Origin of the sequence: Curtobacterium poinsettiae, from assembly GCF_025677645.1 — a bacterium.
Lineage (GTDB): Bacteria > Actinomycetota > Actinomycetes > Actinomycetales > Microbacteriaceae > Curtobacterium > Curtobacterium poinsettiae_A.
In genome coordinates this window covers 1,656,016-1,671,466 of sequence record NZ_CP106879.1, presented here as the reverse complement: position 1 = coordinate 1,671,466, position 15,451 = coordinate 1,656,016, and the positions used below count along the sequence as shown (strand labels likewise).

Below are 15,451 nucleotides of genomic sequence, written 5' to 3'. Positions count from 1 at the left end.
CGGGCGGCGTCGACGCCCCCGCGCTCGCTGTCTCGTGATCGGTCCGCGTCAACTTCTCGTTGCGTCCGCGCCCGTTCCGGTCCGGGCACCCGGCCCGGTCCGGCTCGGCGTCGGAGTGACGCTGCCCGACCACAGTGCGCTCTCACCGCACCGGATCGTCCGGGTTCGGCCCGGTGGGGCGTCACTCGGAAAGCTCTCTTCGGTGTGCGGTTGGCCGCACGACCTCCAGGCATTATCGCATGCCGCACCCGGAAAGCACCGGAACCCGCATGCGATGATGACCGCGTGACCGCGTCCGCACCTGCCCCCCGTCGTCCGATCGCGATGGCGGTCTTCCTGCTCGTCACCGGGATCGTCGGCCTGTTCGGCTCGTTCCGGCTCGTCCTCGACGAGTTCACGAAGTACGAGAACCCGAAGGCCGTCCTCAGCTGTGACGTGAACCCGTTCATCAACTGCTCCGACGTGATGGCCAGCTGGCAGGGGCACCTGTTCGGCTTCCCGAACCCGCTGCTCGGCGTCATGGGGTTCGTCGCCCCGATCGCCGTCGCGGTGCTGCTGCTCGCCGGGTTCCGGAACGGTTCGCGCTGGTTCTGGATCACGTTCAACACCGGTGTCTTCCTGGCGTGGGTGTTCGTGACCTGGCTGTTCACGCAGACCGTCTTCGTCATCGGCGCCCTGTGCCCGTGGTGCATGCTCGTGTGGTCGATGACCATCCCGATGTTCTGGGTGTTCACGATCTGGAACATGGCGCAGGGTCGCTTCGGCGCCGGGGCGCAGCGCGTCGGGCGATCGCTCCTGCCCTTCAGCTGGGCGTTCGCCCTGGCGAACTACCTGGTCATCATCGTCACGATCATCATCAAGTTCCCCGCGGTCCTCACCAGCTTCTGAGCCGTCCCCGCTGCCCCTACGCTCGGGATCGATGAGCGAGATCGAGAGCAGCAGCGCGCGCCGGCTGGCCGCGCGGGAACGCGCAAGAGCGGCACGGGCGGCGGAGCAGTCGCGCCGACGCCGCCGTCGCACACTCGGCATCAGCGGGATCATCGTCGGCGGCCTCGCGGTGGTCGCGGTGGTCGTCCTGGTGATCGCGAACTCCGTGCAGCCCGCTGGGCCGGGTCCGCGGAACGCGGCGAGCGACGGCGTCCTGCTCACCGGGGTGCACGGCAGGATCGTGCCCGTCGAGACGAGGGCGGTGCCCGACGGCGGGACGCCGACGCCCACCGAGCAGGACGGCTCGAAGACCGCGATCACGATCTACGCGGACTACATGTGCCCGTACTGCAACCAGTTCGAGACGGCCCAGATGCCCCGGATCCGGCAGTGGGTCGAGGACGGCACCGCGACCCTCGAGCTGCACCCGCTCGGGCTGCTCGACCGCGTGTCGCTCGGATCGCGGTACTCGACCCGCTCCGCCGCGGCTGCCGCGTGCGTCGCGGACCACGACCCGGACGCGTTCCTGGCGTTCAACACCTCGCTCTACGATCACCAGCCGTCGGAGAGCACGCGCGGACTCACGAACGACGAGCTGGCGTCCCTGGCGCGCGAAGCCGGAGCGACGGACCCGGCCGTGCCACCGTGCATCACCGGGCAGGACTTCGCCGGGTGGGTCGCCGACGCCACGAACCGGGCGATGAACGACCCGGTGCCGAACTCGTCGCTCGACGGGATCACGAGCACGCCGACGATCATCGTCGACGGCGAGCAGTACAACGCGGACGGCGCGACGTTGCTCGCCGACGTCGACGCGTTCGCGGCGTTCGTCCGGGAGCACAGCCGGGCGTCCTAGCCTTCTCCGCTCACGACGAACGGCCCCCGCTCCCGGATGGGAGCGAGGGCCGTCGGTCGTTCGGAGAGTGCTACTTCACCGCGGCGTCGATCGCGGTGATGACGGTGCTCAGGTCGTCCAGGCGCTTGCCGTCGACGACGATCGTCGGCGTGCCGAAGCCCTGCGCGCCCGCGAGCGCCTCGTTCGTGGTGACGGCCTGCGTGGACTTCGTCACCCAGCCCTTGAACTGCTCGGTGGACAGGCACTCGGACAGGTCCGAACCGGTCGCGCCGCCTGCCTTGACGAGCTTCGCGATCTCGGAGTTGGTCAGGCCCTTGGTGCCCTCCGCCGGCTGGTTCTCGAAGAACTGCGTCTGCACGTCGAGGAACTTGTCCGGCGCGTAGTTCGCCACGCACATGGCGGCGTTCGCGGCACGGCTGGCGTAGCGGGAGCCCGCGTAGCTGCGGTCGAGGATCGACACCGGCTGGATCGCCAGGGTCGCGTCGCCCGACTTCACCTTGTCGAGGATCTGGTCGGAGTAGGCCGCCTCGAACTGCTTGCAGACCGGGCAGGCCCAGTCGACGTACTCGGTGACCGTCACGGCGCCGTCGCTGTTCGCCGTCGGGACCGGCGAGGCCGAGCCCGTCGCGGAGACGGCCGGCGTCGTCACCGGGGTGACCTCGCCGTCCTGGCCGGTGAACTGGATCGCACCGGTGGCCATGTTCTTCGGCCCCGCTGCGGACACCACGGGCGCGTTGTTCACGTTCACCACGACGATCGCGATGATCGCGGCGATCGCCACGATCCCCAGGCCGATGCCGCCCTGCAGGAACCACTTGTTGCGGCGCTTGCGACGCTTCTCGGCGTCGGCGCGCTGCCGTGCGACCTCTCGAGCGTGCTGACGACGCTCGTTCTTGGTGGGTCGGTCGTTGTTCGTCACGTCGTCCCCGTCGTTCAGGCGAACCAGAGCGCGAGCTCGCGCGCGGCCGACTCGGGGCTGTCCGAACCGTGGACCAGGTTCTGCTGCACCTTGAGGCCCCAGTCGCGACCGAGGTCACCACGGATGGTGCCGGGTGCGGCCGAGGTCGGGTCGGTGGTGCCGGCGAGCGAGCGGAAGCCCGCGATCGCACCGTTGCCCGCGACGCGCACGGCGACGACGGGACCGGACTGCATGAACTCGACGAGCGGCTCGAAGAACGGCTTGCCCTGGTGCTCCTCGTAGTGCGCGTCGAGCAGGTCGCGCGGCGCGGTGAGCATCTTCAGGTCGACGAGCTCGTAGCCCTTCGCCTCGATCCGGCGGAGGATCTCACCGGTCAGCTGGCGGGCGACGCCGTCGGGCTTGACGAGGACGAGGGTCTCTTCGAAGTCGGACACGCAGTACTCCCTGTGTTCGGGGTCGAATGTGGTGGTCAGTCCTCGCCCATGGCCGCTCGGCGCGCGGCGTTCTGACGGTCCAGTTGACCGCCCTTGACGAAGCAGAACACCCACAGCGCCAGGAACACCACGGCGACCGCGAACATGAACGGTTCGATGAACCCGGTGGCGAGGATGGCCGCCTGCAGCAGCCACCCGAACCATACACCGGCTCGGTTGCCCGTCAGACGTGAGGCAGCTGCGAGGACGATGATCGCGCCGATGCCGCCGCCGAAGGCCGCGGCGGGCGGCAGCGTGCCCTTGCCGAAGACGACGAGCATGGGGAAGAAGAACATGATCGCCTCGAGCACCAGCGTGATCGAGAGCAGGCTCTCCTGCGCCCCGCGTTCGCGGCGCGGCTTGCGGGTGCGCGGTGCACGGCCCGGACGGGAGGCACCTGGTGCGTCCGTCACTTCGCCTCGCCTTCGCGGTGCACGAGGTCCATGACCGCACCCACCATCACGATGGAGCCCGCGACGAGCACGAGGGCGTCCTCGGCGTCCGCCTCGTCGGCCAGGCTGCGCGCTTCCTGCAGTGCGGACGCCAGGGACGGCTCGACGACGACGCGGTCCTCGCCGACCTCGTCGACGACGACCCGGGCGAACTCGTCCGCGTCGAGCGCACGCTCCCCCGGCGGCTGCGTCACGACGAACGTGGCGACGGTGTCCTTGAGCGCGCGGACGAACCCTCGGGCGTCCTTGTCACCGAGGATCCCGACGACGCCGACGACGTGCTCGGACGGGAACGCCACCGGAAGGGCCTCGGCCAGGGCCTTCGCCCCGTGCGGGTTGTGCGCGGCGTCGACGACGACGGTCGGGTCGGTCGCGATGGGCTGCAGGCGACCGGGGCTGGTCGTGCCGGCGATGCCCTCGGACAGGACGTCCTCGTCGAGGGCCTGGGCCCCGCGACCGAGGAACGACTCGACCGCCGCGATCGCCACGGCGGCGTTGTCGGCCTGGTGCCGGCCGAACAGCGGCAGGAACAGGTCGTCGTAGCGGCCGGCGATGCCCTGCACGGTGACGAGCTGTCCGCCCACGGCCGGGGTGACGTCGACGACGCTGAAGCCCGTGCCCTCGACGGCCAGGGTGGACTCGGTGAGCTCGGCGGCACGCTCGAGTTCGGCGAGGGCCTCGGGGACCTGGCGGCTCGACACCACGGCGGACGACGGCTTGACGATGCCCGACTTGGTGCGGGCGATCTCGGCCACCGTGGCACCGAGCTGCTTCGCGTGGTCGATGGCGATCGGCGTGAACACCGACACCTGGCTCTGCACGACGTTGGTGGAGTCCCACTCGCCGCCCATGCCGACCTCGATCACGGCGACGTCCACCGGCGCCTCGGCGAAGCACGCCAGGGCGAGCACCGTGAGCGCCTCGAAGAAGGTCAGCGGGAGTTCGCCCTTGTCGGCGAGCTCGCGGTCGGTGATCTCGAGCACCGGGGCGATGTCGTCCCAGTTCTCGACGAACCGGTCCGCCGCGATCGGCTGGCCGTCGACCACGATGCGCTCCCGGATCGACACCAGGTGCGGGCTCGTCATCAGCCCGGTGCGCAGACCGTGGGCCCGGACGATGCTCTCGATGGTGCGCGCGGTCGACGTCTTGCCGTTCGTCCCCGTGATGTGGATCACCGGGTACGCCAGGTGCGGGTCGCCGAGCAGCTCGACGGCACGGCGGGTGGCGGTCAGTCGGCGCTCCGGGGCCTGTTCGCCGATGCGGGCGTACAGGGCGGCCTCGACGCGGCGGACCTCGTCGTCGTCGCCACCGTAGGGCACGGCGTCGGTCGGAGCGTCGCCGGAGGGGCCGACCGGGATCCGGATGCCGTCCTCGTCGCGTCCATCGAACTCGTCGTGTCCGACGAACTCCTCGTTCGCCTCGTGGTCGTCGTACTGGCCGTCGTCACTCATGCGCGTGCTACCTCCACGGATACCTTCGCACCGTCACCGACGTCGGTGGTGGTGTCGTCCGCCCCGAGGGGCACGATCTCGACGCTCGTCGCCAGGGTCTCCCCGGCGATGAGTTCCTGGTGCGCGCGGACCGCGCCTTCGGCCGTGTCGTCCACCCGGAGGGTCAGGGCGATGCGGTCGCTGACGTCGAGGTCGGCGTCGCGGCGCGCCTGCTGGACGGCGCGGACGACGTCACGGGCGAGCCCCTCGGCCTCGAGCTCGGGCGTGGTCACGGTGTCGAGGACCACGAAACCGCCCTCATCGAGGAACGCCACGGCCACCGAGGCGTCGGCCACGGTGAGGTCGAGCGAGTACTCGCCCTCGATCAGGTCGACGCCACCGACGGTCACGCCGGACTCGGTCGCGGTCCAGTCGCCCTTCTTGGCGGCCGGGATCACCTGCTGCACCTGCTTGCCGATGCGGGGGCCGGCGACGCGGGCGTTCACGGTGAGCTTCCGCTCGATGCCGTACTGCGCCAGCGATTCCTCGGCCTGGGCCTCGAGCACCACGCGCTTGACGTTGAGCTCGTCGCGCAGGATGTCGGCGAACGGTTCGACCGCGGCCGGGTCCGGTACCACCAGGGTCAGCGTGGCGAGGGGCAGGCGGACGCGCTTGCCGGTGGCCTTGCGGAGCGCCAGCCCCTTCGAGGCGACGTCGCGCACGCGGTCCATCGCGTCGACGAGAGCGTCGTCGGCGGGGAACTCGTCGGGGTCCGGGAAGTCCGTCAGGTGGACGCTGCGCCCGCCGGTCAGGCCCTTCCAGATCTCCTCGGTGACGAGCGGCGCGAGCGGTGCGGCGACCCGGGTCAGGGTCTCGAGCACGGTGTACAGCGTGTCGAACGCCGCACGGGTCTCGGCTCCGGCGTCCGCGTCGGCCCCGGTCCAGAACTTGTCACGCGAGCGGCGGACGTACCAGTTCGTGAGCACGTCGGCGAAGTCGCGGACGGCCTGGGCCGCGAGCGGGGTGTCGAGCGCGTCGAGGTGCGTCCGGACGTCGGTGACGAGGACCCGGGTCTTCGCGAGCAGGTACCGGTCGAGCACGTCGGTCGAGTCGGTCCGGCGCTGGGCCCGGTACCCGTCGGGACCCGAGGCGTTCGCGTACAGGGTGAAGAAGTAGTACGTCGACCACAGCGGCAGCATGAACTCGCGGACGCCCTGGCGGATGCCCTCTTCGGTGACGACGAGGTTGCCGCCGCGGATCACCGACGAGGACATCAGGAACCAGCGCATGGCGTCGGCACCGTCGCGGTCGAAGACCTCGGAGACGTCCGGGTAGTTCCGGAGCGACTTCGACATCTTCTGGCCGTCCGAGCCGAGGACGATGCCGTGGCTGATGACGTTCTGGAACGCCGGCCGGTCGAACAGCGCGGTGGAGAGCACGTGCATGACGTAGAACCAGCCGCGTGTCTGCCCGATGTACTCGACGATGAAGTCGGCCGGGCTGTGCGACTCGAACCACGCAGCGTTCTCGAACGGGTAGTGCACCTGGGCGTAGGGCATCGAGCCGGAGTCGAACCACACGTCGAACACGTCGGTGATCCGGCGCATCGTCGACCCGCCCGTGGGATCGTCGGGGTTCGGCCGCGTCAGGTCGTCGATGAACGGCCGGTGCAGGTCCACTTCGCCCTCGGCGTTCACCGGCAGGCGACCGAAGTCGCGCTCGATGTCGGCGAGCGAGCCGTACACGTCGGTGCGCGGGTACTCGGGGTCGTCGGACTGCCACACCGGGATCGGCGTGCCGAAGTAGCGGTTGCGCGAGACCGACCAGTCGATGGCGTTGCCGACCCACTTGCCGAACTGGCCGTCCTTGACGTTGTCCGGCACCCAGTTGATGTCCTGGTTGAGCTGGCCCATGCGGTCGCGGAGCTCGGTGACCCGGACGAACCACGACGACACGGCCTTGTAGATGAGGGGCTTCCGGCACCGCCAGCAGTGCGGGTAGCTGTGCTCGTAGGACGCCTGGCGGAGCAGCCGCCCGGCGTCGCGGACGGCCTTGGTCAGCGGCTTGTTCGCGTCCGACCAGAGCATGCCGGCGACCTCGCCGAACTGCGACGTGAAGACGCCACCCTCGTCGAGGGACAGCACGACGGGGATGCCGGCTGCGGCGCAGACCTCCTGGTCGTCGGCACCGTAGGCCGGAGCCTGGTGCACGACGCCGGTGCCCTCACCGGTCTCGACGTACTCGGCGACCAGGACGCGCCACGCGTTCTCGTAGCCTTCCTGGTCGGCCAGGAAGTCGAACAGGCGCTCGTACTCGACGCCGTCGAGCTCGGCGCCCGTGAGCGTGCGCGCGACGGCGGCGAGCGCCTCGTCACCCGAGGCGTAGCCGAGCTCCTTCGCGTGCGCGGCCACGGTGTCGGACGCGAGGAGGTACGAGGCGGAACCCGCTTCGCCACCGTCGGCCGCGCCTCCAGGCCCTGCCGGGACGACCGCGTACGCGATGTCCGGGCCGACCGCGAGGGCGGCGTTCGTCGGGAGGGTCCAGGGGGTCGTCGTCCAGGCGAGCGCACGCACACCGGTCAGGTCGAGCGCGGAAGCGCGGTCGCCGTGCAGCGGGAACGAGACGGTGACCGACTGGTCCTGGCGCATCTTGTAGACGTCGTCGTCCATGCGGAGCTCGTGGTTGGACAGCGGCGTCTGGTCGTTCCAGCAGTACGGCAGGACCCGGAAGCCCTCGTACGCCAGGCCCTTGTCCCAGAGCTGCTTCCACGCCCAGAGCACACTCTCCATGAAGGTGACGTCGAGGGTCTTGTAGTCGTCCTCGAAGTCGACCCAGCGCGCCTGACGGGTGACGTACTCCTGCCACTCGTCGGTGTACTGCAGCACGGACTTCTTCGCAGCGGCGTTGAAGACGTCGATGCCCATGGCGTCGATCTCGTGCTTCTCGGTGATGCCGAGCTGGCGCATCGCCTCGAGCTCGGCGGGCAGGCCGTGGGTGTCCCAGCCGAAGCGGCGGTGCACCTGCTTGCCGCGCATGGTCTGGTAGCGCGGGAAGACGTCCTTGGCGTACCCGGTCAGCAGGTGCCCGTAGTGCGGCAGGCCGTTGGCGAAGGGCGGACCGTCGTAGAAGGTCCACTCCGGGCAGCCCTGCCGCGCGTCGATCGACGCCTGGAACGTGTCGTCGCGCTTCCAGAAGGCGAGGATGCCCCGCTCGACGGCGGGGAAGCTCGGCGAGGGGACGACGCCATCGGCATCGGCGTTCAACGGGTACGGCACCGGGACTCCTTGTGGGTTCGCTCGATCTCCACGAGGACGAAAGCAGGTTCCGCGGTACCACCTCGTTTGCCGCCCAACGTGCGCTGTGCGACCACTCTGTGTCGGGGTGGTGACGGTCCCGAACCCGCCCGGTTCTACTGACGGAGGCGCTGGTGCGCTCCGCGTTCTTCCGGAAGCTCCCCGGTGATGGCCGGATCGATGCTCTTGGAACACGACTTTACCGGACGGGAGCATGCTTGAGTGATGCCCGCAGAAGAACGCCCCGAGTCACTCGTCACCGTCCTGATCGCGTTCGGGGCGAACCTGCTCGTCGCGATCGCGAAGACGATCGCCTCGCTCGTCTCGGGGTCCGCCTCGATGGTGGCCGAGGCGGCGCACTCCTGGGCGGACACCGGCAACGAGGTGTTCCTGCTCGTCGCCGAACGACGGGGCGGCAAGGAGCGGGACACCGCGCACCCGCTCGGGTACGGGCGCGAGACCTACATCTGGTCGATGTTCGCCGCGTTCGGCCTGTTCACGGCCGGAGCGATCGTCTCGATCTCCCACGGCATCTCGGAGTTCGGGGACACCGGGCCGGCCGAGGACGTCGTGCTCAACTACGTCGTGCTCGGGGTCGCGTTCCTGCTCGAGGGCACGAGCTTCCTGCAGGCCTACCGGCAGGCGCACGGTGCCGCGACGAAGCGCAAGGTCCCGGTGCTGCGGCACGTGCTGCAGTCGTCGAACCCGACGCTCCGTGCGGTGTTCGCCGAGGACGCGGCGGCGCTGATCGGCCTGGTCGTGGCGTTCCTCGGGGTGTTCCTGCACCAGGTCACCGGGTTGGCGGTGTTCGACGCGCTCGGGTCCATCGCGATCGGCGTGCTGCTCGGGGTCGTCGCGATCGTCCTGATCGACCGCAACCGCCGGTTCCTGCTCGGCGAGAGCACGTCCCCCGAGCTCGAGAACGCGGTGCTCGTCGAGCTGCTCGGCCGGTCGCAGGTCGAGCGGGTCACCTACCTGCACCTGGAGTTCGTGGGGCCGTCGCGGGTGTACCTGGTCGCTGCCGTCGACCTGACCGGCAACGAGACCGAGGAGCACGTGGCGGTGCGGTTGCGTGACGTGGAGAAGTCGCTCGAGGACAGCCCGTACATCGAGGAGGCCGTCCTCACCCTGAGCTACCCGGGCGACGAGTCGCTGGTGCCGACCGACGGCGACGTGCCCGAGGTCGTCCGGGACGGCACCGTGGAGGACGTGGCGTCCGGCGGTGCAGGGACCCTGCGCACGGAGTGAGCGTGCGGGGATCCCGCGCACCGCGTGAGCGTCAGCGGGCGTCGAGGCCCGCGACCACCGGGGTGAGCGCCGCCGCGACGTACTCGACGAGCGCACGCCGGCCGACGCCGTCGGTGACCCACACCCCGAACGCCGCGGCGGCGGCACCGAGCATCGCGCCGGACACCGTCTGCGGCCAGAGCGCGCGCGGCTGCTCCCCCGTGCGGCCCGCGACGAAGGCGGCGACGGCCTCGTGCTGCGCCGTCACCCGGACCGCGACGCCCGCCACCAGCTCGGGCCCGATGCCCATCACCTCGGCCTGCGCGACGGCCCACGGCACCCGCTCGGGGTCGTGCGCACGAGCGGCGGCGAGGAGCGCCTGCTCGACCGCCCGGACTGCGCTCGGCTCGGTCGACGCGGCGAGGTACCCGGGCAGCCCGGCGACGGCGGCGTCGAGTTCGAGCCACATCACGTCGGCCTTCGCCGGGAAGTAGTTGAAGAACGTCGCGCGGCTGACCCCGGCGCGGGCAGCGATCTGGTCGACCGTGGTGCGTCCGTACCCCTGCTCGAGGAAGAGCTCGGCGGCGGCGTCCGCGAGCACCTCGGCGCTCGAGCGTCGGGGTCTGCCACCGCGGCGGATCGGTTCGTCCATGGGCCCCAGTTAACCGCTAGACTCGTTCCGCCATGATCTTGGACTCAGTACAGAAAACCCTCGCCGCAGCCGCGGGCGCCTCGGCGGTCCTGCTCGTCCTGGCGGCCTGCAGCGGACCGGGCACGAGCACCGGGAGCAGCACCCCGGTCGCGGGCGGCACGCTCACCTACGCCTCCGGCGACGCCGAACCGACCTGCCTCGACCCGCACGTCGGCGGCAACTACCCGCAGGCGCTCCTGGCGACGCAGTACATCGAGGAGCTCGTCGGCCTCGAGGACGGCAAGCCCGCGCCGGAACTCGCGACGAAGTGGACCACGAGCGACGACGGGAAGACCCTGACGTTCACCCTGCGTGACGACGTCTCCTTCACCGACGGCACCCCGTTCGACGCAGCCGCGGTCGTGGCGAACATCGAGCACGTGCAGGACCCGGCCACCGCTTCGAGCACCGGCTACCTGGCGCTGCAGTCCATCACGAAGGCGACCGCCACCGACGAGCACACCGTCACGCTGACACTGAGTCGGCCGGACAGCGCGCTGCTCGAGTCCTTCTCGCAGCCCTGGGTGGGCATGGAGTCCCCGAAGGCGCTCGAGCGCGAGCAGGCGACGAACTGCGAGTCCCCCGTCGGCACCGGCCCCTTCGAGGTCACCGGCTGGAAGCACGGCGACCGCGTCACGCTGACGAAGAACACCGGGTACTGGGGGAAGACGAAGCCGCGCCTGTCCGGCATCACGTGGCGGTTCCTGCCGGACTCGACCTCGCGCTACGCCGCGCTGCAGTCCGGCCAGGTCGACGTGATCGACAACGCCCAGCCCGACCAGCTCGAGGCCGCGTCGGCGAAGGGCGCGATCCGCGACCTCGACGCGCCGCGCCCCGGCGCCTCGAACCGGCTCGAGCTGAACTCCGGCCACGGGGTGTTCCGCGACGAGGCGGTGCGCCAGGCCTTCATCGCCGGTGCCGAGATCGACCCCGGCCTGCAGTCGCTCTTCCTGGGTACCGCGGAGCGCTCGTACTCGGTGCTGTCGAGCGCCGAGCCGCTCGCGTACTCCGAGAAGAGCCGGTTCACCTACTCCCCCACCAAGGCGAAGCAGCTCCTGGACGACGCCGGGTGGAAGGTCGGGTCCGACGGCATCCGCGAGAAGGACGGCAAGCAGCTCACCGTGACCTTCCCCGTCTCGACGAACCAGTCGGTGCCGGCCGAGCGCAGCCTGTTCCAGCAGATCCAGGCGTCCGAGAAGGCCGTCGGGTTCAAGGTGGTGCTCGACGAACTCGACCTCTCCAGCTGGTACGCCGCACTGGCCGCGAACGAGTACGACGTCGTGAGCGCCCCGTACACGAAGGTGGGCCCCGACGTCCTGCGCATCCTGTACGACAGCGCGAGCATCGAACCGGCACCGTCCGGCTACTTCGCGAACCTGGCCCAGCTCGACGACCCCGCCGTCGACCGGCTGCTCGAACAGGCCGCCCGCACCTCGGACGCCGACGAGCGCGCCGACCTGTACGAGCAGGCGCAGAAAGCGATCCTGGCGAGCGACACCGTGCTCCCCCTGTACGACCAGCAGAACCACTTCCTGGTGCGCTCAGCCGTGCACGGCATCCGGACGACCCCGGTCTCGACGCCCTGGTTCGGCACCGCCTGGATCGACCGCTGACCCGGATGCGGTGGGTCTGGTGGGCCGTCCGGCGGCTCGCCGGAGGGATCGGCGTGCTCTGGGCCGTCGCGACGATCGTCTTCGTCGCGATCCGGCTCATCCCCGGTGACCCGGCGCTCGCGATCCTCGGCGGACCGGGGTCGCAGGCCTCGGCCGAGGCCGTCGCCCAGGTGCGGCACGAGTACGGCCTCGACCAGCCCGTCCTGGTGCAGTACGCGGTGTTCCTCGGACGCCTGGCGACCGGGCAGCTCGGCGACTCGTACGCGTTCCGCACCCCGGTCGCGACGCTCCTCGCCCAGCAGCTTCCCGTCACCCTGACGCTCGCGGTCGCCGGCCTCGTCGTCGCCTGGGTGCTGGCGATCATCGCCGCGTGGGCCTCGACGCAGCGCGGCCGGATCGCCGCCGGGCTCACCGGCGCACTGAGCGTCACCGCGAGCGTGATGCCGCACTTCTGGCTCGGCAGCGTGCTCATCGTCGTGTTCGCCACGTCCCTGGGGTGGGTGCCGGCGGTCAGTGACGGCACCGCGCGCGGCTGGGTGCTGCCGGTGCTGACCGTGGCCGTACCGGTCGCCGGATACCTGGCTGAGACCGTGCGCGACGGCGTGGTCGACGCGCAGCGCTCCGCCTTCGCCCTCGCCGCCCGGGGCCGGGGCGAGACCCGCCTCGGACTGTTCGGACGGCACCTGCTCCGGCACGCCGCCCTGCCCGGGATCGCGCTGTCCGCGTGGGCCTTCGGGTCGCTCGTCTCCGGGGCCGTGGTCGTCGAGTCCGTGTTCGCCCTGCCCGGCATCGGCCGCGCCCTGGTGACCGCCGTCACCCAACGGGACATGCCGCTCGTCGCCGGCATCGCGATGGTGTCGGGGGCCGCGTACGTCGTCGTGCTGGCCGTGGCCGACCTCGTCGAGCGGGTCGTCGACCCGCGCAGCACCGCCCGGAACGCGACCTCCCGCCCTGGCGGTGCACGACGCCGTGGAACCAGCCGTCCGGCGGGCGCGCGGTGAGCGGGATCGCCGACCCGGGCCTCCAGACCGGAGCACCCGGCCACCAGACCGCCGCCGGCACCGAGCGCGTCCGTGGGGGGACGCTCGGCGCCGGCGGCATTTCCGCGGGGGTGGTCGTCCTGGTCGCCGTCGTGGCGGCGGCCTGGCCCGCCCTGCTCGGCGGCGGTGACCCGCTCGCGGTGCACCCCGCGGATGCCCTGGCCGCACCGAGCGGCGCGCACCCGTTCGGCACCGACGAGTCCGGCCGCGACGTCCTGGCACGGGTGGTCGCGGGCACCCGCGCATCGCTCGTCGTCGGCGTCGCCGCGACCCTGATCGGCGGCGGCGTGGGCGTCCTGCTCGGCGTCGTCGCCGGGCTCGGAGCCGGGGCCGGGCGGCTCGGACGCCTGCTCGACGCCGTCATCGGCCGCGTCACCGAGGTCGCGTTCGCCCTGCCGCTGCTGCTCGTCGCCCTGGTCGTCATCGCCGTGACCGGCCCGGGTCCGGTGCCGGCGGTGCTCGCGGTCGGGTTCGCGACAGCTCCCGGGTACGCCCGGATCGTGCGCGGCCTGGTCCGGGCCGCCCGGAGCTCGCAGGTGGTCGAGACGGCGGTGCTGCTCGGCCGCTCACCCGTCCGCACCGTGGTCCGGCACGTGCTGCCGACGGCGCTCTGGCCCGTCGTCGCCGTCGCCACGCTCGGGGTCGGGCAGGCGGTCGTGTGGGCCTCGGCGCTGAGCTACCTCGGCGTCGGCACGCCCCCGCCCGCACCGGAGTGGGGCGCGATGCTCGCCGACGGCCGCACCTACCTGCAGACCGCACCGTGGATGAGCACCTTCCCCGGGCTCGCGATCGTTGTGCTCGCTACCGCCGTCACCGTGCTCGGCCGAGCGATCCGACGGACCGGGGCCGCGCGGTGAGCGGCGTCCTCGACGTCCGCGGGCTCACCGTCACCATCGGCGGCACCCCGATCGTGCACGGTGTCGACCTGCGCGTCGACGCCGGCGAGTGCGTCGCCCTGGTGGGGGCGTCCGGCTCCGGCAAGACCGTCACCGCCCGCGCCGTGCTCGGCCTGTCCGCGCCCGGCGCCGCCGTGCACGCCGACGTGTTCTCGGTCGACGGCGTCGACGTCGGTGGGTACACGGACCGGCGGTGGCGACGGCTGCGGGGCTCGCGGGTCGGCTACGTCGGCCAGGAGGCCCTGGGCGCGTTGGACCCGCTGCGCCCCGTCGGGCGCGAGGTCGCCGACAGCCTCCGCCTGCACACCGAGATGCGTGCGGCCGAGCGCGTGGACGCCGTGCGCGATGCCCTGGCCGCGGTGGGCCTCGACCCGGACATCGCGACCGACGGCCGGCTCGCCGGGACCCTGTCGGGCGGGATGCGACAGCGGGCCCTCATCGCCGCGGCCACCGTCGGGTCCCCCGCGCTGCTCGTCGCCGACGAACCGACGACGGCGCTCGACGCCGGGGTCGCGGTCACCGTGATGGAACAGCTGCGAGCGGCGCAGACGCGGGGCGCCGGGCTGCTCGTCATCACGCACGACCTGGGGCTCGTCGCAGGGTGGGCCGACCGGGTCGCCGTCGTGCACGAGGGCCGGATCGTCGAGCAGGGTGCGGTCGCCGAGGTCTTCGCGGCGCCCGTGCACCCCGCGACCCGGGCGCTGGTGCGTGCGGCCGGTGCTGCGGCGGCGCCCGCTGTGGTTCGGTGCGAGGTTCCGGATGCCGTGCGAGGCGTCGAGGCTCGCACGGCATCCGGAACCTCGCACGGTTCGGAGCCGACCTCGCACGGTGCGAGGGACGTGCTCTCGGCGCAGGGCCTCTCGCGGGGGTACGGCGGGGTGCTCGCGGTCGACGACGTGTCGTTCGCGCTCGAGCGCGGCCGGGTGCTCGGGGTGATCGGTGCCTCGGGCTCGGGCAAGACGACGCTCGCACGGATGCTCCTCGGGCTCGAGACACCCGACGCCGGCACGGTCACGCTCGACGACGAACCCTGGGTCCCGCTGCCCGAGCGCGAGCGACGCCCCCGACGGCACCGGGTCGCGGCCGTCGTGCAGGACCCCGGGGCGACGTTCGATGAACGGTGGAACGTGGAGCGGGTCCTCGCCGACGCGTTCTCACGCGGTGAGGAACGGCGGGCGCGCGGTGCGCTCGGCGAACGGGTCGACGCGGCACTGCGGCAGGTCGACCTCGACCCCGTGCTGCGGTCCCGCTCCCCCCGCACCCTGTCCGGTGGGCAACGGCAGCGGCTCGCGATCGCCCGCGCGCTGGCGACCGAGCCCGAGGTGATCGTGCTCGACGAACCGGTGACCGCCCTCGACGCGACGGTGCAGGACGCCGTGCTGCGGCTGCTCGAACGGCTCCGCGACGAGACCGGGGTGGCGATGGTGTTCGTGTCGCACGACCTGCGAGCGGTCCGGCGGATGGCGGACGACGTCCTCGTGGTGCACCGCGGCGCGGTCGTCGAGCAGGGCCCGGCCGCCGAGGTCTTCGCGCGCCCGGCGCACCCGGTGACGGCGCGGCTGCTGCACGCCGCGGAGCGGCTGGCGGCGGGCCCCGCCGCCGACCTCGTGGGCTGAGCACCAGTCCACGCTCAC

The 15,451-nt window shown here is 71.7% G+C and carries 13 protein-coding genes; 7 read left to right on the top strand and 6 right to left on the bottom strand.

The annotated features are described in order from the left end of the window. Positions 1–285 precede the first annotated feature (285 nt). Both OE229_RS08135 and OE229_RS08130 read left to right on the top strand, forming a co-directional pair. Positions 286–888, top strand: coding sequence for a vitamin K epoxide reductase family protein (locus OE229_RS08135; RefSeq protein ID WP_259362699.1), 603 nt, complete (start codon positions 286–288; stop codon positions 886–888). 31 nt (positions 889–919) lie between these two features. Beyond that, a complete protein-coding gene (locus tag OE229_RS08130) occupies positions 920–1,783 on the top strand; it encodes a DsbA family protein (protein WP_263345224.1) in 864 nt (287 codons plus the stop codon). A gap of 70 nt (positions 1,784–1,853) precedes the next feature. Here OE229_RS08130 and OE229_RS08125 read toward each other — a convergent pair whose 3' ends face one another. Genes OE229_RS08125 through ileS form a run of 5 tightly spaced genes read right to left on the bottom strand, consistent with a single transcriptional unit; the run spans position 1,854 to position 8,332 of the window. Continuing rightward, positions 1,854–2,702, bottom strand: a complete 849-nt coding sequence (locus OE229_RS08125; RefSeq protein ID WP_262137359.1) for a DsbA family protein — start codon at positions 2,700–2,702, stop codon at positions 1,854–1,856. Positions 2,703–2,716: 14 nt separating this feature from the next. Continuing rightward, complete coding sequence (gene ndk, locus OE229_RS08120; RefSeq protein ID WP_017885984.1) at positions 2,717–3,136, bottom strand: nucleoside-diphosphate kinase; 420 nt, start codon at positions 3,134–3,136, stop codon at positions 2,717–2,719. A gap of 35 nt (positions 3,137–3,171) precedes the next feature. Beyond that, positions 3,172–3,588 carry a DUF4233 domain-containing protein gene (locus OE229_RS08115; protein ID WP_111234005.1) on the bottom strand — a complete coding sequence of 139 codons (417 nt, stop codon included), beginning with the start codon at positions 3,586–3,588 and terminating at the stop codon, positions 3,172–3,174. Further along, the gene (locus OE229_RS08110; RefSeq protein ID WP_182064826.1) at positions 3,585–5,078 is read right to left on the bottom strand and encodes a bifunctional folylpolyglutamate synthase/dihydrofolate synthase; all 1,494 of its coding nucleotides are present in this window, start codon (positions 5,076–5,078) and stop codon (positions 3,585–3,587) included. Before OE229_RS08110 ends, OE229_RS08115 begins: the two co-directional genes overlap by 4 nt. Continuing rightward, positions 5,075–8,332, bottom strand: a complete 3,258-nt coding sequence (gene ileS / locus OE229_RS08105) for an isoleucine--tRNA ligase (protein WP_262137356.1) — start codon at positions 8,330–8,332, stop codon at positions 5,075–5,077. The genes OE229_RS08110 and ileS overlap by 4 nt, the downstream gene beginning before the upstream one ends. A 243-nt stretch (positions 8,333–8,575) precedes the next feature. Between ileS and OE229_RS08100 the strand changes: the two genes are divergently transcribed. Further along, entirely contained in the window at positions 8,576–9,598 is a 1,023-nt protein-coding gene (locus tag OE229_RS08100; protein ID WP_182064828.1) for a cation diffusion facilitator family transporter, read from the top strand. Between the two features lie 31 nt (positions 9,599–9,629). Here OE229_RS08100 and OE229_RS08095 read toward each other — a convergent pair whose 3' ends face one another. After that, positions 9,630–10,229, bottom strand: a complete 600-nt coding sequence (locus OE229_RS08095; RefSeq protein ID WP_262137355.1) for a TetR/AcrR family transcriptional regulator — start codon at positions 10,227–10,229, stop codon at positions 9,630–9,632. A 32-nt stretch (positions 10,230–10,261) separates the two neighbouring features. Between OE229_RS08095 and OE229_RS08090 the strand changes: the two genes are divergently transcribed. The 4 genes from OE229_RS08090 to OE229_RS08075 are packed head-to-tail and all read left to right on the top strand — an operon-like array spanning position 10,262 to position 15,433. After that, on the top strand, positions 10,262–11,881 hold the full coding sequence (locus OE229_RS08090; RefSeq protein ID WP_262137354.1) for an ABC transporter substrate-binding protein: 1,620 nt from the start codon (positions 10,262–10,264) through the stop codon (positions 11,879–11,881). Positions 11,882–11,886: 5 nt separating this feature from the next. After that, entirely contained in the window at positions 11,887–12,882 is a 996-nt protein-coding gene (locus OE229_RS08085; RefSeq protein ID WP_262137353.1) for an ABC transporter permease, read from the top strand. Then, entirely contained in the window at positions 12,879–13,778 is a 900-nt protein-coding gene (locus OE229_RS08080; RefSeq protein ID WP_263345220.1) for an ABC transporter permease, read from the top strand. The genes OE229_RS08085 and OE229_RS08080 overlap by 4 nt, the downstream gene beginning before the upstream one ends. After that, the gene (locus OE229_RS08075) at positions 13,775–15,433 is read left to right on the top strand and encodes an ABC transporter ATP-binding protein (protein WP_263345218.1); all 1,659 of its coding nucleotides are present in this window, start codon (positions 13,775–13,777) and stop codon (positions 15,431–15,433) included. The genes OE229_RS08080 and OE229_RS08075 overlap by 4 nt, the downstream gene beginning before the upstream one ends. Positions 15,434–15,451 lie beyond the last annotated feature (18 nt).

What these genes read in the sequence shown, in the direction of transcription:
- OE229_RS08085 (WP_262137353.1), top strand. Translation starts at nt 11,887, where the DNA reads ATGCGGTGGGTCTGGTGGGCCGTCCGGCGGCTCGCCGGAGGGATCGGC.
- OE229_RS08130 (WP_263345224.1), top strand. Translation starts at nt 920, where the DNA reads ATGAGCGAGATCGAGAGCAGCAGCGCGCGCCGGCTGGCCGCGCGGGAA.
- OE229_RS08100 (WP_182064828.1), top strand. Translation starts at nt 8,576, where the DNA reads ATGCCCGCAGAAGAACGCCCCGAGTCACTCGTCACCGTCCTGATCGCG.
- OE229_RS08110 (WP_182064826.1), bottom strand. Translation starts at nt 5,078, where the DNA reads ATGAGTGACGACGGCCAGTACGACGACCACGAGGCGAACGAGGAGTTC.
- OE229_RS08090 (WP_262137354.1), top strand. Translation starts at nt 10,262, where the DNA reads ATGATCTTGGACTCAGTACAGAAAACCCTCGCCGCAGCCGCGGGCGCC.
- OE229_RS08095 (WP_262137355.1), bottom strand. Translation starts at nt 10,229, where the DNA reads ATGGACGAACCGATCCGCCGCGGTGGCAGACCCCGACGCTCGAGCGCC.